Annotated in this window: 18 protein-coding genes; 8 read left to right on the plus strand and 10 right to left on the minus strand. The window is 71.4% G+C overall.

Features of this window, described 5'->3' with window-relative positions; all coding sequences use genetic code 11:
* The first annotated feature begins 53 nt into the window (after positions 1-53).
* Positions 54-1,880, plus strand: coding sequence for an AMP-dependent synthetase/ligase (locus tag ACZ56U_RS00120; protein ID WP_469081734.1), 1,827 nt, complete (start codon positions 54-56; stop codon positions 1,878-1,880).
* Between the two features lie 109 nt (positions 1,881-1,989).
* A complete protein-coding gene (locus tag ACZ56U_RS00125; RefSeq protein ID WP_469081735.1) occupies positions 1,990-2,826 on the plus strand; it encodes an aldo/keto reductase in 837 nt (278 codons plus the stop codon).
* Positions 2,827-2,927: 101 nt separating this feature from the next.
* On the opposite strand, the gene ACZ56U_RS00130 is transcribed toward ACZ56U_RS00125, so the two are convergent.
* Both ACZ56U_RS00130 and ACZ56U_RS00135 read right to left on the minus strand, forming a co-directional pair.
* The gene (locus tag ACZ56U_RS00130) at positions 2,928-3,629 is read right to left on the minus strand and encodes an SDR family oxidoreductase (RefSeq protein WP_469081736.1); all 702 of its coding nucleotides are present in this window, start codon (positions 3,627-3,629) and stop codon (positions 2,928-2,930) included.
* A gap of 146 nt (positions 3,630-3,775) precedes the next feature.
* Positions 3,776-7,153: an nSTAND1 domain-containing NTPase gene (locus ACZ56U_RS00135; RefSeq protein WP_469081737.1), complete on the minus strand. Its 3,378-nt coding sequence runs from the start codon at positions 7,151-7,153 to the stop codon at positions 3,776-3,778.
* Positions 7,154-7,404: 251 nt separating this feature from the next.
* Here ACZ56U_RS00135 and ACZ56U_RS00140 point away from each other — a divergent pair, with 251 nt between their 5' ends.
* Entirely contained in the window at positions 7,405-8,784 is a 1,380-nt protein-coding gene (locus tag ACZ56U_RS00140; RefSeq protein ID WP_469081738.1) for a glycosyltransferase family 39 protein, read from the plus strand.
* A 78-nt stretch (positions 8,785-8,862) separates the two neighbouring features.
* On the opposite strand, the gene ACZ56U_RS00145 is transcribed toward ACZ56U_RS00140, so the two are convergent.
* From ACZ56U_RS00145 to ACZ56U_RS00155, 3 genes are all read right to left on the minus strand, one after another.
* The gene (locus ACZ56U_RS00145) at positions 8,863-9,783 is read right to left on the minus strand and encodes a class I SAM-dependent methyltransferase (protein ID WP_469081739.1); all 921 of its coding nucleotides are present in this window, start codon (positions 9,781-9,783) and stop codon (positions 8,863-8,865) included.
* Positions 9,784-9,952: 169 nt separating this feature from the next.
* Positions 9,953-11,668: a glycoside hydrolase family 6 protein gene (locus ACZ56U_RS00150; protein ID WP_469081740.1), complete on the minus strand. Its 1,716-nt coding sequence runs from the start codon at positions 11,666-11,668 to the stop codon at positions 9,953-9,955.
* A gap of 131 nt (positions 11,669-11,799) precedes the next feature.
* Positions 11,800-12,081 (minus strand): hypothetical protein, encoded by a 282-nt coding sequence (locus tag ACZ56U_RS00155; protein WP_469081741.1) that lies wholly within the window; start codon positions 12,079-12,081, stop codon positions 11,800-11,802.
* A 251-nt stretch (positions 12,082-12,332) separates the two neighbouring features.
* Here ACZ56U_RS00155 and ACZ56U_RS00160 point away from each other — a divergent pair, with 251 nt between their 5' ends.
* Positions 12,333-15,248, plus strand: a complete 2,916-nt coding sequence (locus tag ACZ56U_RS00160) for a glycoside hydrolase family 48 protein (protein WP_469081742.1) — start codon at positions 12,333-12,335, stop codon at positions 15,246-15,248.
* Positions 15,249-15,529: 281 nt separating this feature from the next.
* A complete protein-coding gene (locus ACZ56U_RS00165; protein WP_469081743.1) occupies positions 15,530-18,172 on the plus strand; it encodes a cellulose binding domain-containing protein in 2,643 nt (880 codons plus the stop codon).
* A 120-nt stretch (positions 18,173-18,292) separates the two neighbouring features.
* Here the strand turns inward: ACZ56U_RS00165 and ACZ56U_RS00170 are convergent, their stop codons facing one another.
* Together ACZ56U_RS00170 and ACZ56U_RS00175 are read right to left on the minus strand one after the other, a co-directional pair.
* Positions 18,293-20,200: a rhamnogalacturonan lyase gene (locus tag ACZ56U_RS00170; RefSeq protein WP_469081744.1), complete on the minus strand. Its 1,908-nt coding sequence runs from the start codon at positions 20,198-20,200 to the stop codon at positions 18,293-18,295.
* A 76-nt stretch (positions 20,201-20,276) separates the two neighbouring features.
* Positions 20,277-21,227, minus strand: a complete 951-nt coding sequence (locus tag ACZ56U_RS00175; RefSeq protein ID WP_469081745.1) for a helix-turn-helix transcriptional regulator — start codon at positions 21,225-21,227, stop codon at positions 20,277-20,279.
* A 62-nt stretch (positions 21,228-21,289) separates the two neighbouring features.
* Here ACZ56U_RS00175 and ACZ56U_RS00180 point away from each other — a divergent pair, with 62 nt between their 5' ends.
* The gene (locus ACZ56U_RS00180; RefSeq protein ID WP_469081746.1) at positions 21,290-21,769 is read left to right on the plus strand and encodes a hypothetical protein; all 480 of its coding nucleotides are present in this window, start codon (positions 21,290-21,292) and stop codon (positions 21,767-21,769) included.
* Positions 21,766-22,227, plus strand: coding sequence for a hypothetical protein (locus ACZ56U_RS00185; protein WP_469081747.1), 462 nt, complete (start codon positions 21,766-21,768; stop codon positions 22,225-22,227). The genes ACZ56U_RS00180 and ACZ56U_RS00185 overlap by 4 nt, the downstream gene beginning before the upstream one ends.
* Here ACZ56U_RS00185 and ACZ56U_RS00190 read toward each other — a convergent pair.
* Together ACZ56U_RS00190 and ACZ56U_RS00195 are read right to left on the minus strand one after the other, a co-directional pair.
* Positions 22,211-22,951 (minus strand): class I SAM-dependent methyltransferase, encoded by a 741-nt coding sequence (locus tag ACZ56U_RS00190; RefSeq protein ID WP_469081748.1) that lies wholly within the window; start codon positions 22,949-22,951, stop codon positions 22,211-22,213. The genes ACZ56U_RS00185 and ACZ56U_RS00190 overlap by 17 nt on opposite strands.
* Position 22,952: 1 nt before the next feature.
* Positions 22,953-23,258 carry a 4a-hydroxytetrahydrobiopterin dehydratase gene (locus ACZ56U_RS00195; protein WP_469081749.1) on the minus strand — a complete coding sequence of 102 codons (306 nt, stop codon included), beginning with the start codon at positions 23,256-23,258 and terminating at the stop codon, positions 22,953-22,955.
* 233 nt (positions 23,259-23,491) lie between these two features.
* On the opposite strand from ACZ56U_RS00195, the gene ACZ56U_RS00200 reads away from it, so the two are divergent.
* Positions 23,492-24,298: a helix-turn-helix domain-containing protein gene (locus ACZ56U_RS00200; RefSeq protein WP_469081750.1), complete on the plus strand. Its 807-nt coding sequence runs from the start codon at positions 23,492-23,494 to the stop codon at positions 24,296-24,298.
* On the opposite strand, the gene ACZ56U_RS00205 is transcribed toward ACZ56U_RS00200, so the two are convergent.
* Positions 24,280-24,705 carry a hypothetical protein gene (locus tag ACZ56U_RS00205; RefSeq protein WP_469081751.1) on the minus strand — a complete coding sequence of 142 codons (426 nt, stop codon included), beginning with the start codon at positions 24,703-24,705 and terminating at the stop codon, positions 24,280-24,282. The two genes, ACZ56U_RS00200 and ACZ56U_RS00205, sit on opposite strands and share 19 nt — an antisense overlap.
* Positions 24,706-24,818 lie beyond the last annotated feature (113 nt).

The raw sequence follows: 24,818 nt of genomic DNA on the forward strand, positions 1-24,818 counted from the left end.
CGGCGCTATACAGAACGTCATCAGGAGCGGGGACGAGGGAGCGGGAGCGGGGTTTGCGCGAGTTCACCAACCCTCCGTTGGCGTTGCCGGCCCCCGTGGGAGGACTGGCCGACGTCGTCTTCCGGCGCGCCCAGGAGGACCCGCGGCACATCGCGCTCGGCCGCAAGGACGACCAGGGCCGGTGGCAGGACGTCACCTCCGCGGAGTTCCGGGACGAGGTCCTCGCGCTCGCCAAGGGACTGCTCGCCCAGGGTGTCCGGTTCGGCGACCGGGTCGCCATCATGTCGCGTACCCGCTACGAGTGGACCCTCTTCGACTACGCCCTGTGGACGATCGGCGCCCAGGTGGTGCCGATCTACCCCACCTCCTCGGCCGAGCAGTGCTTCTGGACGCTGTACGACGCCGAGTGCACGGCCGCCGTGGTGGAGCACGAGGACCACGCCATGACGATCGCCACCGTCATCGACCGGTTGCCGCACCTGCACCGGCTGTGGCAGCTGGACGCCGACGCGGTGCACGAGCTGTACGACGCCGGGGCCGCCATCGACGACGAGGTGGTGCACCGGCACCGGCAGGCGGTCACCCCGGACTCGGTCGCCACGATCATCTACACCTCGGGCACCACCGGCCGCCCCAAGGGCTGTGTCATCTCGCACGGCAGCTTCATGTGGGAGGCGGACACGGTCGCCGAGCACTGGGAGCCGGTGTTCCACTCCAAGAAGGGCGACGAGGCGGCCACCTTGCTGTTCCTGCCGCTCGCCCATGTCTTCGGGCGGATGGTGGAGGTGGCCGCGATCACGCGCGGGGTGCGCTTCGGCCACCAGCCGCAGCTCAACGCGGCGGCCCTGCTGCCGGACCTGGCCGCGTTCAGGCCGACGTTCATCCTCGCGGTGCCGTACATCTTCGAGAAGGTGTTCAACGCCGCCCGCCGCAAGGCCGAGAAGGAGGGCAAGGCGGGGCCGTTCGAGAAGGCCGTCGAGGTCGCGGTGAAGTACGCGGAGGCCATCGAGGCCAAGGCCTGGGGCATCGGACCCGGCCCGTCTGCGGGGCTGCGCGTGCAGCACCAGCTCTTCGACAAGCTCGTCTACGCCAAGGTGCGCGCCGCGATGGGCGGCCGGATCCGCAACGCGATGTCCGGCGGCTCGGCGATGGACCGCCGGCTCGGGCTGTTCTTCGCGGGCGCGGGCGTGCAGATCTACGAGGGGTACGGCCTGACCGAGTCGACGGCGGCGGCGACCGCCAACCCGCCCGGCCGTACCCGCTACGGCACGGTCGGACAGCCCGTCCCCGGCGTCACCGTGCACATCGCGGACGACGGGGAGATCTGGCTGCACGGCCCCAACGTCTTCCAGGGCTACCTCAACAACCAGAAGGCCACCGACGAGACCCTGCACGACGGCTGGCTCGCCACCGGCGACCTGGGCTCCCTCGACGCGGACGGCTTCCTCACCATCACCGGCCGCAAGAAGGAGATCCTCGTCACCTCCGGCGGCAAGAGCGTGGCGCCCGGGCTGCTGGAGGAACGGGTCCGGGACCATCCGCTGGTCGCCCAGTGCATCGTCGTGGGCAACGACCGCCCCTACATCGCCGCCCTGGTCACCCTCGACCAGGAGGCCGTCGAGCACTGGCTGGCGATGCGCGGCAAGGCGCAGATGACGGCCTCCGAGCTGGTGCGCGACGCGGATCTGGAGGCCGAGGTGCGGCGGGCCGTGGTCGCCGCCAACACCCTGGTCTCCCAGGCCGAGTCGATCCGGACGTTCCGTATCCTCGCGCAGCCGTTCACCGAGGAGCACGGGCTGCTCACACCGTCGCTGAAGCTGAAGCGCAGGGCGATCGAGACGACGTACGCCAACGAGGTCGAGGCCCTGTACCGGGCCTGAGGGAGTTTCCGGCGAATTCCGTCCGATTCCGCGGTCAGGAATGCATCGGGCCCGCTGATCGTTGACGATGGGAGTACCACCTGTCGACAACGTTAAGGATCAAGAGCTCGTGAGCAGCAAGGTCCCCTCGATCACCCTCAACAACGGCGTGGAGATGCCCCAGCTGGGCTTCGGAGTCTGGCAGGTGCCCGACGACGAGGCCGAGCAGGCGGTCAGCACCGCTCTGGAGGCCGGGTACCGCAGCATCGACACAGCGGCGATCTACGGCAACGAAGAGGGCACCGGCAAGGCGATCGCCGCCTCCGGTCTCCCGCGCGAGGACATCTTCGTCACCACCAAGCTCTGGAACAGCGACCAGGGCCATGACGCCACGCTGCGCGCCTTCGACACCTCGCTGGCGAAGCTCGGCCTGGACTACGTGGACCTGTACCTCATCCACTGGCCCACGCCGGAGCGGGAGTTGTACGTCGAGACGTACAAGGCGTTCGAGAAGCTCCAGGCCGACGGCCGCGTCCGGGCCATCGGTGTGTCCAACTTCGAGCCCGCGCACCTCGAGCGGCTGATCGCCGAGACGTCCGTCGTCCCGGCCGTCGACCAGATCGAGCTGCACCCGCACCTCCAGCAGGGCGCGGCCCGCGAGTACCACGCGGAGCAGGGCATCGCGACCGAGGCCTGGTCGCCGCTCGGCCAGGGCAAGGGCCTCCTGGAGGTCCCGGCGGTCGTGGCCATCGCCCGGAAGCACGAGCGCACCCCGGCGCAGGTCGTCCTGCGCTGGCACCTCCAGCTGGGCAACATCGTGATCCCCAAGTCCGTGACGCCGTCCCGGATCAAGGAGAACATCGAGGTCTTCGACTTCGCCCTGGACACCGAGGACCTGGCGGCGATCAGCGCGCTGAACGAGGACCGCCGACTGGGCCCGGACCCGTCGACGTTCAACGCGGCCTGACGGCACGGCACTTGAAGGCCCGGGCGGTGATTACACCGGCCGGGCCTTCGTGCTGGGGGCGGGTGGCGCGAGGCCGGGATGTCCGGCCGGCCCCGCATCCGTCAGTTGGGCTGCCCGATCGGCCGTACGACGACGGTGTTGACGTCGACCCCCTCGGGCTGCCGGATCGCCCACACGATCGAGTCGGCGAGCTGGTCGGCGGTGAGGAGATGGCCGGGCGGGAGGCTGCCGTAGCTGTCCCAGAACGGCGTCTCGACACGGCCGGGGGCGATGAGGGTCACGCCGATGCCCCACTCGGTGACCTGGCGGCGGGTGTTCTCGGCGAGGCCGGTCACCGCCCACTTCGTCGCGCCGTAGATGTTCCCCGGCGTGGGCACGAACCCGGCGACGCTGCCGACCAGCACGATCCGGCCGCGGGTCTCCTTGAGGGCGTCGACGGAGGCGCGGATGAGCAGCGCCGGGCCGAGCACGTTGGTCAGCACCATCTCGGTCCAGCCGGCGGGGTCCCCCTCGGCGACGGAGTCGTGGGTGGCGATGCCCGCGTTGCCGACGACGGTGTCCAGCCGACCGAACTCCTCGAGCGTACGGTCCACCGCCGACCGCACACTGTCGTAGTCCGCGGCGTCACCGACGAGCGTCAACAGCCCCTCGGGGTCACCGAGTTCCTCCGCGAAGCCGCGCAGCCGCTCCTCGCCGCGCCCGGTGACGGTGACCCGATACCCGGCATCGAGCAGCTGGCGCGCGACCGCGGCACCGATACCACTGCCGCCGCCCGTGACGAGTGCGACCGGAGAGTCGGTCATGGTTGCCCCCTGTGATGTACCGCGGGTGATGGTTCCCCGCGAATGCCGTTGTCCCGCGGCTGCCGATGTCACGCGGCTGCCGGTCTCCTGCGGATGCCGGTCTCCCGCGGATGTCGGGGAGTAGATCACTTGGAGCGTTCTCGAAGTCAAGTGCCGCAGGTGTCACGGTATTTCGCCGAGGGGAAGTAGCGTCGCCACTGCGTCACGGTCAGACCACCCTCCGCCCGGAAGCACACGCGGTCCGCCGCTCGTGAGGGGGCCAACTCCGCGACCCGGTCGGCGGCATGGGCCGTCGAGATGTGCAGCCTTTCCCCGTTCCCGGTGAATCGAAGAGCGCGCACCGGGCCGTCCCCGACCCGCAGGGTGGCCGCGGGAAGGGCGGGTGTGGCCGTCTCCCACACCCGCACGGCCCCGTCCGGGGCGGTGGCCGCGAGCAGTGAGCCGTCGGCGGAGAAGGCCAGGGTCGTCGGGTGCCGTGGCGAGCCTGATCCGCTGAGGACGGCGAGGCGCTGCCAGTCGCGGGCGTCCCACAGGGTGAGGCGGCCCTGAGGGTCGGCGGCGGCCAGATACCGGCCGTCGGGGCTGAAGCCGGCGCGGGTGAGGACGTCCTCTCCCGTGACGCCCCTGACTCCGTTGCGGGGAAGGCCCGTAGAGGGGTCGACGAGCGTGCCCTCGGCGGTGAGCGCCCCGCGGCCCGTGGGGTCGACCGCGACGACCTCCTCACCGGCGACCGTGACGCTCGGGGTCGTGTCGGGCGTCGGCCGCTCGCGCCGACGGTGATCCGTCAGCCCGTGCAGGGAGAGGGTGTGGACCACGCTGGTGCGCCCACTTTCGCGGTAGCGCAGCACGTTCTCGGCAGGGTCCAGCCGGAAGTCGCCGAGGCTGGAGGCCGCCACCGGGTACGTCAACAGCGGCTCCCGAGGGCTGTCGTCCGCCGGCGCCGGGAGGTCGGTGCGCCAGACCGCGACGGTGCCCGCGCCCCAGGTCAGGGCATAGTCGCCGGTGAACTCCACGGCGTGCGCGCCACCGTCCAGGGGCAGGAGAGGACGTTCGCGGGCCGCGTGGAAGTCCCAGGTGACGATCCCGCCGGGGGTACCGGAGGCAACGGCCCGCTGGTCGGCCGTGAAGGTGAGTTCGCCCTGGCAGACGGCCCGCTGGGTGGCCCGCGGCGCCCGTCCGGTGACGAGGCGCTCGTGGGCGACGTCCAGGACGCGCAGGCGCGCGCCGTCCCGGTCGCACCAGGCGATGTGCCGGTCGTCGCGGCTCAGCACGGGCATCGCGCCGTCGTCGCTGCCCCGGTCGTACCGCATCACGAGCCGCTGCCGGCGCAGGTCCCACAGTTCGAGCGTCGCCCGCCCGTCCTCGGCGCCCGGCTCCCGCCGCCGGACGAGCACCGTCCGTCCGCTGTCCCCGAGTCTGACATCCGTGTCGAGGCGCGTCCTGATCGGCAGCCGGGTGGTGCCGCCGTCGACCAGCCCGTCGACCAGCAGGTGTGTGCCGTCGGCGTCCCGGTGGGCGACGTACCGGCCGTTCCCGGCGACGCCCAGCACGTTCTCCGACAGCCCGCGCCGCTCGACGGTGCGGATACGCCTGTGGGTGCGCACGTCCCACTGAACGACCTTGTCGTGGACGACCGTGGTCAGGGTCCGCCCGGTCCCGCTGAGCCAGGCCGGCGCGTTGAGGGCGCGGCCGCCCTCCTCCGGCTGGGTGAAGACGTCCTGCTCGCTCTGGGCGGCGGCGGTGCGCAGGGCCTCCCGGGTCTCGGGCAGGTCAGCGGTGCGCCAGGCGGCGAGGGCGAGGCGCATCGCGGTACGGGGATCCCCGGCGCGCAGTCCGGCGGAGAGCGCGGCCGCCCCGCGGGCCTCGGCCTCGTCCCGCTGCCGCGCGCTGACGTCGCTCTGCCGCCAGGCGGTGGCACCGGCGACCACGGTCAGGCACAGCAGCACCGCGAGCCCCCCGGTGAGTGCCCGCAGCCGCCGCGCCGCCCTGACTCCGGCGCGCCGACCGCGCTCGTACGAGGCGACACTCGCGGCGAGGAAGTCTCGCTCCAGGCGACTCAACTCGTGCTGCCTCGACGCCCCTTCATGCCCACCGCCGCCGAAAGCCGTCCGCGCCTCCGCGAGCCGCACCCCCCGGTACAGGGCGCCCGCGTCCCGTTCCAACTCGGCCCAGGCGCGGGCGGCCTCGGTCAGGGAGCGATGCAGGCGCAGTCGGTCGCGGTCCTCGTCCACCCAGCGGCGCAGCCGGGGCCACGCGGTGATCAGTGCCTCGTGGGCGAGTTCGACCGTGTCACCGTCGACGGTCAACAGACGCGCGCCGACGAGCCGTTCGAGGACGCGGTCGGTCGTGTCGTCGGTGTCGAGCTCCGTGCGGTCGAGGGGCCGTCGGGTGTCCTCGGTGCCGTCGCCGGGGCTCACCAGACGCAGCAACAGGGCCCGGAGGGCACGCGCCTCGGCCGGGGCGCAGGCGGCGTAGGCGTGTTCGGCGGTGTGGGCCACAGCACCCTGGACACCGCCGACCGCCTCGTATGCGGCGAGGGTGAGGGTCCTGCCCGCGCGGCGCCGCCAGACCTCGCGCAGCGCGTGGGCCATCAGCGGCAGGCCGCCGGGCTCACCGGCGACGTCCGCGACGATCCGGGCGGTCAGGGCTCGTTCGACGACCACACGGCGGGCCACGGCCGGTCGGACCACCGCCTGCCGCAGCTGGGCCGGCGTCATCGGCCCGACGAGCAGGGTGGAGTCGCGCAAGGCCTCGGAGAGCGGGCCGTGTTCGGCGCAGCGGCCGTAGAAGTCGGCCCGGACCGCGAACACGACCCGCAGCCGGGCCGACGGATCGGCGGCGCCGAGCACCTGCCCCAGGAAGCGGTCCCGTTCGGACGGGTCGGCGCAGAGGGTGAAGAGCTCCTCGAACTGGTCGACGACGAGGAGGGTGTCGCCGGGCCCGGGGTGCGGGGTGAAGAGGGCCTGGTGGGTGCGGGCGGGGTGGGCGCCGGGGGTGAGGAGGCGGATGACGGCGGGGCGCGGTCCGGGGATCTCCGCCTCGCGCAGGGCGGGGATCAGTCCGGCGCGCAGCAAGGACGACTTGCCGCTCCCCGACGCTCCCACGACGGCGCTGATCCGCGTCCGGCCGGTCAACCGCACCAGGGCGTCGACGAGTTCGCCGCGTCCATGGAAGTTCTCCCCGTCGTCGGCGTCGAAGCGGGCGAGTCCCGGGTAGGGGCCGGGGTCGTCGTCCGGCCCGTCGGACACCCGTGCGTCACCCTCCGCGGCGAGGGCCTCCTTCCAGCGCTGCTCCCACTCCTCGGGGTCACCCCCGCACGCAACGGCGTACGCCCGGACCACGGGCCGTGTCGGCAGCCGCTCGCCGGCAGCGGCGGCGGACAGCGTCGGCCCGGAGTACCCGGCCAGCTCCGCCATCGCGCGGTAGGTCGGCGTGCCCGCCTCGTCGCGCAGCTTGCGCAGCTCGTACGCGAACCGCTGCACGGCTCCCCGCCCCGGATCCAGCGGCTTCTCACGGCGCCCCACGCACATCCCCTTCGCTCATGACGTCCTCTCCCCGCCGAAGCCGCCCCACGGATTGATCGGCACCCGGTACCCGGGCTGCCCATCAATCCGTCGGCCTCTGGACTCAGAGGTGCACGACCGCACGTCACCGCACCGCAGCGCGTCGCAGCGCATTCCGAGCCCTGGAGCCGGCCATCGTCACCACACACTCCTCCAGACCCGTTCCGCCACCCGCACGGTTGCCGCGCACGGCCGACGCCCCGCGCCCGCCCGTGTACCCGACGGTGCTTCCGCCCGCCGGGCTCTCCCTCGCCCTCGGCCTGTGGGGTGTCCGGCGCGGCGGCAGCATGTGGCGGGACGAGGCGGTGTCGTACGACATGGCGCACCGCTCGCTGCCGGACCTGTGGGCGACCCTGGCGCAGGCGGACGCCGTGCACGGCCTGTACTACCTGTTGCTGCACGGCCTGTTCCGGCTGTTCGGCGACGCCGACCCCTTGTTGGTGCTGCGGCTGCCGTCGGTGCTGGCGACCGCCGTCGCCGCCGGGACACTGGCGCGGCTGGGCCGCAGGCTGGCGGGGGCACGAGTGGGGGTGCTAGCGGGGACGGTGTTCGCGCTGCTGCCGCCGGTGCAGCGGTACGCGCAGGAAGGCAGATCGTATGCGGTCGTCTGCATGCTGGTGGTCATGGCGTCCTACCTGCTGGTGCGCGCGGTCGGGACACGGTCGCCCCGGAGGTGGGCCGGTTACGGCACGGTCGTCCTGGCGGCCTGTCTGCTGCACGAGTTCGCCGTGCTCGCGCTCCCCGCGCACCTGTTGGCTCTCCCCCGGCAGGCCCGCCGCACCGGCCTGCGGGTGGCGGCCGCGGTCTGCGTCTGCCTCGGCCCCCTGGTCGCCGTCAGTATGCGCCAGTCCGACCAGGTGGCATGGATCGGCGGCGTCGGCACGGGCGCGCTCCTGGGGCTGGCCGGTGTGACCCTGTCGGGGGTGGTCTGCGCGGCGCTCGTGGGGCGCTGTGCGCTGACCGCCCTCGCCCTGCCCCTGCTCGTGCTCCCCGCGTTCCTGCTCCTCCTCGCCACCCCGCTCCAGCCGCTCTACGTGGACCGTTACGTCCTCTACGGCCATGCCGGCACCGCTCTGTTGGCCGGTGCCGCTCTGGACCGGCTGCTGCGGGAGCGGGGCAGGGTCCGGGCGGGGGCCGTGCTCGCCGCCGGTGCGGCCGTGCTCGTGACGCTGCCCGTGGCGTTTGATCTGCGGACCCCGCAGAGCCGTACCGACGACGTCACCGCCGTGGCGGCGGCGGTCCGCGCGGCCGGGCGGGACGCGGACGGTGTGCTGTACCTGCCCGCCCGGCGGCGGGTGTGGTCGCTGGTGGACCCGACCGCCTTCCGCGGACTGCGCGACCTGGCCCTCGACCGTGGGCCGGCCGCCTCGCACACGCTGTACGGCGTGGAGGTGTCCGCGGCCGGAGTCCTGGACCGTGTGCCGGCCGCGACCCGCATCGTCGTCGTGCGGGACCCGGCGGGTCAGCCGCTGGACCGGACCGCCGAGGAGGAGGCCAAACGGCGGGCGCTCGCCGACCACTTCGTGGAGTGCGGCACCCGCCGGGTGCAGGGCGCGCGGGTCAGCGTGTACGCCCGGCCGGGTCGTTGCTGACGGTCCCGTCCGCGTCGGGATCGGCGGGCTGCCTACGGTTCTGCCCCGCCCCGCCCCGGACGGGGCGCGGCTGACGGTTCAGGCCGCGCGGGCCGCCGTGTGCACCGTGCGGGCCGTCAGGACGAAGACGTCGGGGCGGTGGTGGATGCTCGCCTTGTCGTCCGGGTCGACGAGTCGGTCGAGGGTGGCGATGTCGTCCGCGTCGAGGCGTTCGCCGAGGACGTCGCGCATCCGGGTCAGGGTCGCGACGGCGCAGGTGCGCGCCCGGTCGGTGGTCGGGGCGGGCAGGTCCAGCAGGAAACTGCGGCTGCCGGTGTGCTTGAGGCCCACGGAGGTGAGCAGTGCCGGCCAGTCCTCGACCTCGGCGACCGCGCCGGGCAGCGCGGCCCGCATCTCGGCGAACCACTCCTCGTGCACCGCGTCGAGCCGGGCCTGCAGACCCGGGCGGCCGATGCCGATGTCCCGCGGCAGGTACCGGGTGGGCAGGCCGCCCTCCAGCAGCGCCAGCGTGCCGCCCGGGGCGAGGCGGTCGGCGAACGCGGCGAGGGCGGCCCGCTGGTCACCGAGGTGGTGCAGGCTCCAGCTGGCCCAGAGCAGGTCGGCCGGGTAGTCCAAGTCGTCGAGCACGCCGGGCAGTTCACCGGCGAGGGTGCCGAAGCGGTCGGCGACGCCGAGGCGGCCGGCCCGGTCGCGGGCCCGCTCCAGGAGCGGCTCGGAGCTGTCGACGGCGACGATCCGGGCACCGGTGAAGGTCTCGGCCAGCAGGCACGAGACGACGCCTGGTCCGCTGCCCGCGTCCACGACGAGCCCGGGTTCGGTCTGCCGTTTGGCGAGCCATGCCGTCGCCCGTTCGTACAGCGGGGTGTACAGCTCCGCCTGGTCCTCCAGGAGCGGGGCCATCTCGGCCCAGTCGATGTCGGTGTGGTCGTGGTGGTGACCGGGCCGGTCCTCGTGGTCGTGATCGTGCTTGCCGTGAGGGTCGTGGTGATCGTGCGCCATGGGGTCAGCCTCTCGTCCGGGTGCGGCCAGCGTGCGCCGACGCACCGTGCGGAGGCCAGTACTGTTGCCGAGGCGGCAAAAAGCGGGGGTGTGGATTTCCTGGAAACGTCCAGGACGCGGTCCGCCGGGGCCCGGCGTGGGGGAAGTCCGGGCCCCGGCGGTCAGCCGCTTACGGCAGCGGCGGGTACGCGTTCTGCATCAGCTGCTGGAACTGCGCGGAGAACCAGTGGCCGGACAGCGGCGCGTTGGGCAGGGCGCCGGACAGGCTGTAGCCGTTGCGCGGGTTGCCCGTGTACGTCGGGTCGCACATCCGGTCGAAGCCCTTGCCCTCGTTGTTGTCGATGGCCGAGCTCGCACCGTCGGACTCACCCGGGGGCTTCACCCACACGTATGCGTCGATCCCGGCGGCGGGGGCCGCCTTCGGACGCTCACCGAGGCCGGCTCCGGACTGGTTGCACCAGTTGCCGACGTGGATTCGACGGTCGTAGCGGCCGCCGTTGACGTACGCGTCGACGTCGGTCATCGGTCCCGGGCCGGCGGGCCGGGCGGTGCCGCCCCAGCCGTTGCGGGAGGTGTCGATCAGCATGCCGATGCCGGAGTTGAAGCCGATCGACACCAGCTGGTTCCGGAACGCCTGGGCGTACGACAGCTCGTCGGTGTACCGGTTCCAGTCGACCCACTTGGACTCGCGCACGGACTTGCCGCCCACGGAGTCGTTGATGGTGAAGTTGTTCTCCTTCAGGGCGCTGTAGTTGGCCGTGTTGGTGATGAACCCGTGGACGTCGTTGACGGTGGCGCCCTCGGTGGTGGCCGCCTCCTTCATGATGGCCGCGCTGGGGGCGAAGTTGTCGTCCCAGCCGAGCCAGCCGTGGTGCCCCGCGTCGACGTAGTTGTAGACGTTGGGCACGTCACCGAGCTTGTTGAGGGCGTACCCCACGCCCTTCTGGTAGTTGCCGTTGGCCTTCATGACGTCGCACTGCGGGGTGGCCGTCGGACGGCTGCCGGTGTTGGTGACGAGGTTGGGCAGCGAGTCGATCTCGACCGTGGTGACGATCCGCAGCGAGGCGTACTTGGGGTCGGCGAAGATCGCGGCGATCGGGTCGATGTACTGCGTCTTGTACTTGTCGATCTCCGTCGGGCCGAGCTCGCCGTTGGAGGCGAGTGCGGAGCAATCCCGGCCGGGCAGGTTGTAGATCACGAACTGGACGACGAGTTCGCCGGAGCCCTTCTGCCGCAGCGCCTCGTCGAGATGGGCGCGCACTCCCATGCCGCCGTTCACCCCGTTGATGGCCGCGGTCCGGTCCAGCCACACCGCGGTGGGCTGGTTGGCGATACGGCTGCCACCCGGCTCGGCGGCGGCGTTGGCGGACCACTCCGGGTTCACGTACATCTTGGCGCCGCTGTACGGGTTGTCGACCCGGGAGCCGGTGCCGGGGTCCGGCGGCGGGTCCGTGGGGCCGCCACCGCCGTCGACGTTGCAGGTCACCCCGTCGAGGGTGAACGTGGCCGGGATCGCGTTGGTGCCGCTGTAGGTGCCCTGGAAACCGAAGCTGGTCGAACCGCCCGTGCTGAGCGTGCCGTTGTAGCTCTCGTTGGCGGCGGTGACGGCCGTCCCGCTCTGGGTGATCTTCGCGTTCCAGCCGCTGGTGACCTTCTGGCTGCCGGCGTACGACCACTTGACCGCCCAACTGGACTTGGCGGCGCCGTTATTGGTGATCGTGACCGCGGCGGTGAAGCCGGAGCCCCAGTCGTTCTGGATCTTGTAGTCCACGGTGCAGGGGACGGCGGCCGCCCCGACGTCGGCGGGGTTGACGGCCAGCGCCGTCCCGGAGGCCCCGGCGACCAGCGCCATGGCTGCGAGGAGCGCGGTTCTGGTACGACTCATGAGTGGGGGTTTCCTTCTCGGTTGCGAGGTTCTCGGATCTCGGTCGTGCGAGAGGGGTTGTCCGTGCAGGGTGCGCGGGTGAGCGCGCAGCCCGATGCCGTACGTCGTCGGCGTACCGTCGTAAGGGGAGATCAGGGCTGGTCCGGAGGAGCGGCCCCCCGGATACCGTTGCCCGGCACACAACGGCACTCGCCGCCGGACCGGTTGACGCCGAGGGGACGTCGGGTGGTGCCGTCGGCGTCCGCGAGCTTGCACCCGGCGTTCCGGTCCTGGTCGAGCTTCTGACCGCCCATCAGGTCGGAGGCGGGGCTCCAACTGCGCACAACGGCGGTGTTGTCGGTGGCCGTCACGGACCCGAGCGGGGTCACGTCGGCGCCGACGGCTAAAAGTACTGAACGCGGGGGGTGTCGCATGAGCGACTCCTTGCAGTTCAGCGCGCCGTGACGGACGCGTCGACTGATGGAACCGCTCCCACTGGTGCTTTTGAAGCTAGCGCCAAGCGACAGCAAAGAACAGAGGAGTCGCTTGACTTTTCCTCAGTCACGTTCGTCGAATCGTTTCGACTCTTCAAACATCTTGACCGCTCACACCCGTGTCCTCACTATGGGAGCGCTCCCACTGGTTCAAGCCTTGACTTCTCCGAGCCGCAAGGAGGGACCAGCACATGCCCCCCAGAAAGAGACGCCGGACTGCCCGGCGCTTGTGGACGGCCATCGCGGCCGCCCTGGCACTGCCGATCACGATGCTGAGTACGGGTTCAACTCCCGCACAGGCAGCGGTAGTTCAGTGCAGCGTCGATTACAAGACCAACGACTGGGGCTCCGGCTTCACCACGGACGTGACGATCACCAACCGTGGTACGGACGCCATCAACGGCTGGACCCTCACCTACGCCTACGCGGGCAACCAGAAGCTGAGCAACGGCTGGAACGGCACCTGGTCCCAGTCCGGTCAGACCGTCACGGTGAAGAACGCGACGTACAACGCGAACATCGCGGCCGGCGCAGGGGTCTCCACCGGCGCGCAGTTCAGCTACAGCGGCACGAACGCCGCTCCGACCTCCTTCGCGATCAACGGCACCTCCTGCACCGGCGCCCACCAGCCACCGATCACGGTGCTGACCAGCCCGGCCGCGGGCGCGGTCTACACGCAGGGCAGCGCCGTCCCGCTCGCGGCGACCGCCGCCGCCGCGGACGGGGCGACGATCAGCAAGGTGGAGTTCTACGACGACACCACGCTGCTCGGCACCGACACGACCTCGCCGTACTCGCTCTCGGCCGCAAGCTTGACCGTGGGCAGTCATTCGCTGGTCGCGAAGGCGTACGACAGCCTGGGCGCCTCGGCGTCCTCGACACCGGTCGGCATCACGGTCGCCTCGGGTCCCGCCGTGGTGGCCTCGGCCACCCAACTCGCCGTGCAGCAGGGCAAGACGGGCACCTTCGGCGTGAAGCTGTCGACCCAGCCGTCCGCGAACGTGACGGTGACGACCGCTCGCACGAGCGGCAACACGGGCCTGTCCGTGACCGGCGGGGCCTCCCTGACCTTCACCCCGTCGAACTGGAACACCGCCCAGAACGTCACCATCACGGCCGCCGCCTCCGGCACCGGCGCGGCGACCTTCGAGTCGACGGCCACCGGTCACGCGAAGTCGTCGGTGACGGTCACCCAGATCGAGGCGGCGGGTGAGTACGACGCCCGCTTCCTGGAGCTGTACGGAAAGATCACCAACCCGGCGAACGGCTACTTCTCCCCCGAGGGCATCCCGTATCACTCGGTGGAGACTCTGATCGTCGAGGCTCCGGACCACGGTCACGAGACCACCTCGGAGGCGTACAGCTACCTGCTGTGGCTGCAGGCCATGTACGGCAAGGTGACCGGCGACTGGGCGAAGTTCAACGGTGCCTGGGAGATCATGGAGAAGTACATGATCCCCACGCACGCCGACCAGCCGACCAACTCCTTCTACAACGCCTCCAAGCCGGCGACCTACGCCCCCGAGCTGGACACGCCCAACGAGTACCCGGCGAAGCTGGACTCCGGGGTGCCGGTGGGGTCGGACCCGATCGCCGGTGAGCTGAAGTCCGCGTACGGCACGGACGACATCTACGGCATGCACTGGCTCCAGGACGTGGACAACGTCTACGGCTTCGGCAACTCGCCCGGCAAGTGCGAGGCGGGTCCGACGGACACCGGCCCGTCGTACATCAACACCTTCCAGCGCGGTGCGCAGGAGTCGGTGTGGGAGACGGTTCCGCAGCCGACCTGCGACGCCTTCAAGTACGGCGGCAAGAACGGCTACCTGGACCTGTTCACCGGTGACTCCTCGTACGCCAAGCAGTGGAAGTTCACCAACGCCCCGGACGCCGACGCCCGCGCCGTGCAGGCCGCCTACTGGGCCGACAAGTGGGCCGACGCCCAGGGCAAGGGCAGCCAGATCTCCGCGACCGTGGCCAAGGCCGCGAAGATGGGTGACTACCTTCGCTACTCGATGTACGACAAGTACTTCAAGAAGATCGGCAACTGCGTCGGTCCGTCCACCTGCCCGGCCGGGACCGGCAAGGACGCCTCGATGTACCTGCTGTCCTGGTACTACGCCTGGGGCGGCGCCACCGACACCTCGGCGGGCTGGGCCTGGCGCATCGGCTCCAGCCACGCGCACGGCGGCTACCAGAACCCGATGGCCGCGTACGCCCTGAGCAGTTACGCCGACCTGAAGCCCAAGTCGGCGACGGGCGCGGCGGACTGGGGCACCTCGCTGACCCGGCAGATCGAGTTCTACCGCTGGCTCCAGTCCAACGAGGGCGCCATCGCGGGCGGTGCTACCAACAGCTGGGCGGGCCGCTACGCGACCCCGCCGGCCGGCAAGTCGACCTTCTACGGCATGTACTACGACCAGCAGCCCGTCTACCACGACCCGCCGTCCAACCAGTGGTTCGGCTTCCAGGCGTGGTCGATGGAGCGGGTGGCGGAGTACTACCAGCAGACGGGCAACGCGGCCGCGAAGACCGTCCTGGACAAGTGGGTCGACTGGGCGCTCGACCACACCACCATCAACCCCGACGGCACCTACCAGATCCCCTCGACCCTCCAGTGGTCGGGCCAGCCCGACACCTGGAACCCGTCAAGTCCCGGTGCCAACAGCGGGCTTCACGTCACCGTCGCCGACTACACCAACGACGTGGGCGTGGCCGCCGCGTACGCCAAGACCCTGACGTACTACGCGGACCGCTCCGGTGACACCGCCGCCGCGAACACGGCGAAGGCGCTGCTGGACGGCATGTGGGACAACTACCAGGACGCTCTGGGCATCGCCGTGCCGGAGAACCGGGCCGACTACAACCGGTTCGACGACACGGTGTCCATCCCGAGCGGCTGGACCGGCACCATGCCCAACGGCGACGCGATCAACTCCTCGTCCACCTTCGAGTCCATCCGGTCCTTCTACAAGAACGACCCGGCCTGGTCGAAGATCGAGGCGTATCTCAAGGGTGGCGCGGTGCCGTCGTTCACGTATCACCGGTTCTGGGCCCAGGCGGACATCGCCATGGCCATGGGGTCGTACGCGGAGCTTCTCGAATAGCCCCCGCGAAGCGCTCCGCGGGGCGGGCCGTGTCCGACTGCGGGTCCGTTGTGGCTGGTCACGCAGTTCCCCGCGCCCCTTCCGGGGCGCGGGACAGGCACCGCTCGTTCCGCGGAACCGCTTAAGAGCCCGCGTACGAGGTCTCGCCACCTGACGGCGAGGCCGACTCGCCGGGCGGCCCCCTCCCGCACTGGGGGTCGCCCGGCACCTCTCACCGCACCTGGTAAGCGCTTGCTATTCGCACTTTCCCCTCCCCCGCACGTCCCCGGAAAGGACCCCCCGTGCGAAGAACACGCATCCTCACGGCCGCGCTGGCGCTCGCGGCCGGCCTGCTCGCGGGCACCCCGCCCGCACTCGCCGCCGACAGCGCGAAGCCGGGCCTCGCCGCCGACACCTACAGCTGGAAGAACGTCCGGATCGACGGCGGCGGATTCGTCCCCGGCATCGTCTTCAACCGCAGCGAGAAGAACCTCGCCTACGCCCGCACCGACATCGGCGGCGCCTACCGCTGGCAGCAGTCGAGCAAGACCTGGACCCCGTTGCTGGACTCGGTCGGCTGGAACGACTGGGGGCACACCGGCGTGGCGAGCATCGCCACCGACTCGGTGAACCCCAACAGGGTGTACGCGGCCGTCGGTACCTACACCAACAGCTGGGACCCGGGCAACGGGGCGATCCTGCGCTCCTCCGACCGGGGCGCCAGCTGGGCGAAAACGGACCTGCCGTTCAAGCTCGGCGGCAACATGCCGGGACGCGGCATGGGTGAGCGGCTGGCGATCGACCCCAACAAGAACAGCGTGCTCTACCTGGGCGCGCCCAGCGGCAAGGGCCTGTGGCGGTCCACGGACTCCGGGGTGACCTGGTCGCAGGTGACGAACTTCCCCAACGTCGGCACCTACGTACAGGACCCCAGCGACACCTCCGGTTACGCCAGCGACAACCAGGGCATCGTCTGGGTCACCTTCGACGAGCGGACCGGCGGCTCCGGCAGCGCGACACAGACGATCTACGTCGGGGTGGCCGACAAGGACAACGCGGTGTACCGCTCCACGGACGGCGGGGCGAGCTGGTCGCGGCTGGCCGGGCAGCCGACCGGGTACCTCGCGCACAAGGGCGTGCTGGACACCGTCAACGGCTACCTGTACCTCGCCTACAGCGACAAGGGCGGCCCCTACGACGGCGGCAAGGGCCGGCTGATGCGGTACGCGACCGCGACCGGCACCTGGACCGACATCAGCCCGGTCGCCGAGGCCGACACGTACTACGGTTTCAGCGGGCTGACCGTCGACCGGCAGGACCCGGGCACGCTGATGGCCACGGCCTACAGCTCCTGGTGGCCGGACACCCAGATCTTCCGCTCCACCGACAGCGGCGCCACCTGGACGCGCGCCTGGGACTACACGTCCTATCCCACCCGCTCGAACCGCTACACGATGGACGTCTCCTCATCGCCCTGGCTGACCTGGGGCGCCAACCCCTCGCCGCCCGAAGAGGCGCCGAAGCTGGGCTGGATGACGGAGGCACTGGAGATCGACCCGTTCGACTCCGACCGGATGATGTACGGCACGGGCGCGACGGTCTACGGCACGGAGAACCTCACGAACTGGGACTCCGGCAGCCAGTTCACCATCAAGCCGATGGTGCAGGGCCTGGAGGAGACCGCCGTCACCGATCTCGCCGCGCCCCCGTCCGGCGGGGCCCAACTCTTCAGCGCTTTGGGGGACATCGGCGGCTTCCGGCACACGGACCTGACCAAGGTGCCGGCGATGATGTACACCCAGCCCAACTTCACCACGACGACGAGCCTGGACTTCGCCGAGACGAATCCGAACACGGTGGTCCGGGTCGGCGACCTCGACTCCGGCCCGCACATCGCGTTCTCGACGGACAACGGCGCCAACTGGTTCGGCGGCACCGACCCCTCGGGGGTCAGCGGCGGTGGCACAGTCGCGGCGGCCTCCGACGGCAGCCGCTTCGTGTGGAGCCCGGCGGGCACCGGGGTGCAGTACACGACGGGCTTCGGCTCCTCGTGGGCGGCGTCGAGCGGGATCCCCGCCGGTGCGATCGTCGAGTCCGACCGGGTCGATCCGAAGACCTTCTACGGCTTCAAGTCCGGGAAGTTCTACGTCAGTACGGACGGCGGCGCGAGCTTCACCGCCTCGGCCGCGACCGGGCTGCCGAGCGGCGACAGCGTCCGCTTCAAGGCGCTGCCCGGAGCGAAGGGCGACGTATGGCTGGCGGGCGGTGCGAGTGACGGCGCGTACGGGCTGTGGCACTCGACGAACGGCGGCACGTCCTTCACCAAGCTGGCGGGCGTCGAGCAGGCGGACACCATCGGCTTCGGGAAGGCGGCGACGGGGTCGTCGTACCAGACGCTGTACACCAGCGCGAAGATCGGCGGCGTGCGGGGCATCTTCCGTTCCACGGACCAGGGTTCGACCTGGACGCGCATCAACGACGACGCCCACCAGTGGGGTTGGACGGGTGGCGCGATCACCGGTGACCCGCGCGTGTACGGCCGGGTCTACGTGGCAACGAACGGCCGGGGCGTGATCTACGGCGACTCCTCCGACACGGGCGGGGGCACCGACCCGACGCCCACCGGTGCCTGCGCGGTGACGTACAAGATCACGAACCAGTGGTCGGGCGGTTTCCAGGCGGACGTCCAGCTCAGCAACACGGGCTCGAAGCCCTGGAGCGGCTGGTCGCTCGGCTGGTCCTTCCCGAACGGCCAGAGGATCGGGCAGCTGTGGAACGCCGAGCACACCCAGTCGGGCGCGGCGGTGACGGCCAAGAACCTCAACTGGAACGGCAATGTGGCGGCGGGCGCGTCGGTGAGCTTCGGCTTCACGGGCACCTGGTCGGGCACGAACACCAAACCCACGGCGTTCAAGCTGGGTGACCAGACCTGCACGGTGAGTTGAGGACCGGGGGCGCGTGCCGACCGCGGTACACGCCCCCTTCTCCGCCCCAGGACCAGCGGGGCATTCAGTTGACCGGCGCGTGGGTGCGCGGCCTCCGGGAGGGCGCGCACCCACGCGTGTTCACGGCGTGTAGACCGTCGGTCGCGGTGCCGTCGCCATCCCGGCGCCGATGAAGAAGCTGGGGTGCGGGGGCTGGTTGTAGGCGGTGTTCTGCCAGGCCAGGGCCGTGCGGTACATGGTGTCGTGCAGCAGGGTGGTGATTTTCGTGGTGGTCTCGTAGGGGGTGGAGTAGATCCTCAGGGCCGTGTTGTCGGACGTCGGCCAGACGACCTCCTCACGCCAGTCGCCGAAGAGGTCGCCGGACAGGGACGGCGTCGCCTTGGTGCTGTTGTTGGAGTGGACGCTCGCACCGGTCAGCAGACGGGTGTCGGAGGAAGTGCCGTACTTGTCGATGTGGGTGCCGTCGAGGAGTTCGCGGGTGGTGTCGCCGTCCCACCAGGACAGGAAGTTGACCGACGAGGGTTCGCGGCCCTTCGTTGCGCCGCCCTCGTCGCGGATGGCGGTGTCGGACGCCGACCACACCTCGGCGCCGTCGTTGCCGGCGTAGATGTCCCCGGCGACACCACGGCCGTTGTCGCAGCAGGCCGCCAGCTTCCAACGGACCGCGCCCGTCGCGGGGTTGATGTACAGCTCGGCGGGCTGGGAGGTGGACTCGGAGACCTTGAAGTACTCGAGGCCCGCGGTCGACGGGTCGAGGTCGCCGAGGTGCTGGGCGTCGCCGTGGCCGGTCCTGGTCGTCCACAGGCCGTTGCCGTTGTCGTCCACGGCCATCGCGCCGTACACGATCTCGTCCCTGCCGTCGTTGTCGACGTCCCCGACGGAGAGGCTGTGCGAGCCCTGACCGTCGTACCCCTTGCCGGAGTTGGTGGAGGAGGTGGTGTCGAAGGTCCAGCGGCGGGTGAACCGGCCGTCGCGCCAGTCCCAGGCCGCGATCACCGTGCGGGTGTAGTAACCGCGCGCCATGATCAGTGACGGCCGGGAGCCGTCCAGATACGCGGTGCCTGCCAGGAACCGGTCCACGCGGTTGCCGTAGGAGTCCCCCCAGGAGGACACCGTGCCTCGGCCTGGGACGTAGTCGACGGACTGCATCGCCTTGCCGGTCTGGCCGTTGAACATCGTCAGGTACTCGGGGCCGGACAGCACGTACCCGCTGGAGTTGCGGTGGTCGGCCGAGGAACTGCCGATGACCGCGCCGGTGCCGTCCTTCGTGCCGTCGGCGGTCTTCATGGCGACCTCGGCCTTGCCGTCACCGTCGTAGTCGTAGACCTGGAACTGGGTGTAGTGGGCGCCGGAGCGGATGTTGCGGCCCAGGTCGATGCGCCACAGCCGGGTGCCGTCGACCCTGATCCCGTCGAGGACCGTGGTGCCGGTGTAGCCGGACTGGGAGTTGTCCTTGGCGTTCGTCGGCTGCCACTTGAGCACGAAGTCGAGGGCGCCGTCGCCGTCGAGGTCGGCGACCGAGGCGTCGTTGGCCTCGTAGGTGTAGGCCACGCCGTCCGGGGTGGTGCCCCCGGCCGGCGGGCTGATGGGGACGTCCTTGTAGCCCGTGCGGAACTGGATCGCGTGCACCGAGTCGGCCTGCTCCACACCGCCGACGACCGCGCGGACCGTGTAGTCGGCCTGGGCCGGGGCGCCGGAGTGGAAGTAGTTGGTGGAGCCGGTGACCGGCGTCGAATTGACCTTGGTCCCGGCCCGGTAGACGTTGAAGGACACGTCGTTCGGGTCGGTGCCGAGCCAGCGCCAGCTGACCAGGTTGCCGGCGTCGGTGTGGACGCTGACGACGCCCCGGTCGAGCGCCTCCACCTGCCGGGCCGTCGCGGCCTCGGCGGTGCCGGTGGCGAGTTGGGTGAGTCCGGCGGCGACCAGCGCCGTGGCGGCGGTCAGCGCGAGGAGGACGGCCCCGCGTCCGCGGTGCGGACGAGGGTGCGGGGCTGGGTGCGCGGGTGGGGCCGGGTGCGGGTGCTGCACGAGACGTACCTCCTGGGAGGACGGACGGGTCCGTGACATACGGACGGGGCCCGTGAGGACGGGAGGGTTCCGCTCCTCAGTGGCCGCCGTTCGCCCCGGAGTTGCCGTACATTTCGGTCAGTCGTGCCACCGTGGCGGCGAGCCGTCCGCGCAGCTCGGGCGGTTCCATGACCTCCACGTCCGCGCCCATGCGCAGGAACTCGCCGAGGGCATGGTCGATCGACTCGACGGGGACGGTGGCCAGGGTCCAACCGCCCGTGTCCTCACGGACGTTCACCGCTCTGGCGATGCGCACGCCCGGCGCCAGCCGCACCACCGCCTCCCCCCGGTACAGCCGCTCGTGGAAGTCGCGCTGGTACGCCGCCCAGTAGCCGGCCAGATCGAACTCCCCGGGACGCTCGAACTCCTCGTCGGACGCGGCGAGTTCCAGGATCTGGTCGACCCGGAAGGTCCGCGGCCCCGGCCCGGCCACGACGTACCAGCGCCCCGCCTTCAGCACCAGCCCGTACGGCTCCAGGCGGCGCTCGACATCGGTGGGGGTGCGCCAACGGCGGTAGACGATGTGCAGCACCCGGTTGTTCCACACCGCGTCGGCGACCGCGGACAGATACGGCGTCTCCTCGCCCTGCGCGTACCACCCCGGCGCGTCCAGATGAAAGCGGCCGCTGACCCGGTCTGCGTGCGCGCGCAGCTCCGCCGGCAGCGCGGCCCGCACCTTGAGCTGCGCGGCCGCCAGCACCGAGCCCAGTCCCAGCTCGGCGGCCGGACCGGGCGCCCCCGCGAGGAAGAGCGCCTCGGCCTCGTCGGCGGTGAGGCCGGTCAGCCGGGTGCGGTAGCCGTCGAGCAGGCGGTAGCCGCCCGCGTGCCCCGCGTCGCCGTACAGGGGCACACCGGCCGCGCCCAGCGCCTCCACGTCCCGGTAGACGGTGCGCACCGACACCTCCAGCTCCTCGGCGAGCTGGGCGGCGGTCATCCGCCCCCGGGTCTGGAGCAGCAACAGGATCGAGACGAGGCGGCCAGCTTTCACCGTCTCAGAATCGCAGACTTCACTGACACAAGCTGTCAGTGAAGCCGTCGTAGCGTCCCGCCATGGGATTCACCGAGAAACTCCTGACCGTCCCGCCGCCCATCGAGGTGGCGGGCCGGCGGATCAAGCGCTACCACGTCACCTCCGACCCCGCGGGCATCGCCCCCGACGTGGCGAAGGCGGCGTACGAGATCCTTCCGGAGCTGCTGCCGGAGCCGGACGGCACACCGCCCGCGACCTTCGTGGTGCTGCACCGCGGCGGTGACGACGGCGCCTACCTCAACGCGTACAGCTGGGTGTGGGACAACGTCCTGCACTTCCGGGGCGCCGCCGCCGGTCAGCCCGTGCTCGGCTGCCCGGACGACGACCCCACCCACTTCGTCAGGCCCGACCTGCCCTGGATCGGCTGCGTCTGGGAGCTGCCGCCGATCCTGCACGAGCGGGACGCCTGGGTCCGCCACCTGCTGGCGCCCGAAGTCCCTGACCTGGACGCCTACTTGGCCGACTCTCTGCCCGCCGGAACCACGGGGGACCGTTCATGAGCAGCGCCCACGACTTCGACTTCTTCCACGGCGACTGGCAGGTCCACAACCGCCGTCGCACCGACTTCCTCGACCCGGGCAGCGACTGGGAGGAGTTCCCGGGGACCAGCAGCTGCCGGCCGCTGTTCGACGGTGCGGCGAACATCGACGAGATCGACATGCCGCACCTCGGTGCGAAGGGCGCGACCCTGCGGCTCTTCGACCACGACAGCGGGCAGTGGTCGCTGAACTGGGCCTCCAGTCGCGGCGGTTCGGTGGACCCGCCGGTCGTCGGGCGGTTCGAGGGCGACCGCGGCGAGTTCTACGGCGACGACACCCACGGGGGCGAGGAGGTGCGCGTGCGGTTCGTCTGGTCCGACTGCTCCGTCACCGGGGCCCGTTGGGAGCAGGCCTTCTCACGCGACGGCGGGCAGACCTGGCTGACGAACTGGGTCATGGACTTCACTCGGACTTCCTGAACGCCCGCAGCGCGAACACCGGGTCGGCGCGCGGCCGGTCCTGATCGGGCAGTGCCTCCAGGCGTACGGCGAAGTCCTCCGTCCGCGGGTCGCCCGGCGGGAGCAGCGTGAACCAGCCGCGTCGCAGGTCGGCGGCGGTGCGCCGGGGACTGCGGCCCCGGCCCGGGAAGCTTGCCCGCCCGGCGGCGACCAGGCCCTGGGCCGCGGCGTGCGCCTCGACCCGGGGCGCCGCGTCGGGGGCGGGCCGGCGCGGGCGCGGGGCGAGGACGGCGTCGATGTCGCTGCCGACGTCGTGCGCGGCGGCCTTGTCGACGGTGGTCACGTACACCCCGCCGGGTCTCAGCACCCGGGCGCACTCGGCGACGATGCTGCGCACGTCGTCGGCGTCGTCGTCGACCAGATGCAGCAGCCACACGCTGGTCACCGCGTCGAACGCCCCGTCGGGGAAGGGCAGTCGGCGGCCGTCCGCGAGCACGATCGCGCCGGGCAGTCGGGCGGCCGCCATCCGGGCCATGCCGTACGTCAGGTCGGCACCCGCCACCCGCAGCGAGGGCCGGGCCCGGGCCAGCCGCCGGGTGACGATGCCGGTCCCGCAGGCCACGTCGAGGAGGCGGCGGGCACCGTCGGGGACGGGGCCGAGGACGGCGTCGGCGGCCGCGGCGGCGCGGGGCTCGCCGCCGCGGCTGACGTCGTAGGCGTCGGCCTCCTTGTCGTAGTCCAGCACCTCACCGGGCTCCGTGGCCGGGGGCGAGCGCCTCCACCCGCTGCGCGAGTTCGAAGTCCTTCTCGGTCACCGCGCCGCCCACGCTGTGCGTGTTCACGGTCAGGGACACGGTGTTGTAGCCGAGCGTGAGGTCGGAGTGGTGGTCGAGTTCCTCCTGCACCTGGGCGATGTGGACGACCATCGCCGTGGCCGCGAAGTGCGAGGAGAGGCGGTAGGAGCGGGCGAGGCGGTCCCCGTCGAGCGACCAGCCCGGCAGTTCCGCCAGCCGGTCCTCGATCTCCTTCTGCGACAGCGGTTCAACGGGCATGGGGTCGCTCCTTCCTGGGCTGCGGGTTCCCCTTCAGCCTGCCACACGGGACCCGCCGGAGCCCTGGTCAGAAGGGCCCGCCTTGCCTCCTGCCCCGCTGGCCCGCCCCCTCGCCGTGCACGGCCTGCTTCCGGGCCCGCCCCTTCGTCGTACACGCCCTGCTCCGCCGGCCCGCCCCTCCTCGTCCACGGCCTGCTTCCCGGTCCCGCCCCCTCGTCGTCTACGGTCCTCCTATGACCACCACTGCCGCCGACAAGGCCGACACGGGCGTCGGCCCCCTGCTGCGGGCCTGGCGGGAGCAGCGCCGGGTCAGTCAGCTGGAGCTGGCCCTGCGTGCCGACTCCTCCGCCCGGCACATCAGCTTCATCGAGACGGGCCGTTCCCGGCCGAGCGAGGAGATGGTGCTGCGGCTGGCCGAGCACCTGGACGTGCCGGTGCGGGAGCGCAACGCCCTGCTGCTGGCGGCCGGTTACGCCCCGCGCTACTCCGAGACCCCGCTCGACGACCCGGCGCTGGACGCGGTGCGGGCGGGGATGGAGCGGCTGATCCAGGGCTACGAGCCGTATCCGGCCCTGGTGTTGGACGCGACGTACCAGGTGCTCGCGGCCAACCGGGGCATCCTGATGCTGCTGGACGGTGTGCCGGAGTCGCTGCTCGAACCGCCGCTGAACGCGATGCGGCTGACCCTGCACCCAGAGGGTCTGGCACCCCGGATCCGCAACCTGCGGGAGTGGCGCGGGCATCTGCTGGCACAGATGGAACGGCAGATCGCGCTGCACCGCTCGCGGCCGTTGCGGGAGCTGTACGAGGAGGTGGCGGCCTATCCGGTGCCCGACACCGGCCCCGGTGAACCCCTGGAGGACGTCCCCTACTTCGCGCTGCCGATGCAGATCGAGATCGGGGGCCGGGTGCTGTCGTTCATCTCGTCCATCGCGACGTTCAACACCCCCATGGACGTGACCGTCGCCGAGCTGGCCATCGAGACGTTCCTCCCGGCCGACCCGGCGACGGTCAAGTACCTTCAGACACTGGTGTCCTGACGTGCCCTCAGGGCGGCGTACTGGAGGACGGCGAACCCGGCGACGGTGAGCGCCTGGAGGACGCCCCACACGGCGCCCGTCACGGTCGGGGAAAGCCACAGGGCGAGGGCGGCACAACTCAGGGCGGACCAGGCGAGGTTGGCCTCCACGACGGCCTGGACCGGCAGCGTGGCGGGGCGGGCCCGCGAGCCCAGCAGGCCGACGGCGGCCGCGTACACCGCCAGGAACCCCCCGAGGGCGAGCAGCAGCGCGCGGTCGACCCCGAACAGGCGGCCCAGCGGACCGGAGAGGGCCAGGTAGGCGAGGGCGTTGGCGCCGGTCACGACCGCGTCGAGGGCGAGGAAGCGGCGCAGCGCGGTGTGCGGGTCGGTGGTGCGGGCGAGGGCGGACAGCTGGGTGGCGGACATGGCGAATCACCCTCCGGCGAGGTCGAGTCGGGGCAGGGACGGATGTCGGACCCGGGTGCCGGACCGGAGTGCGCCGGCCCGGAACCCGTTGTCACCACGATCCCGTCGGCGGC

It is taken from the genome of Streptomyces sp. NPDC034103 (genome assembly GCF_055575395.1).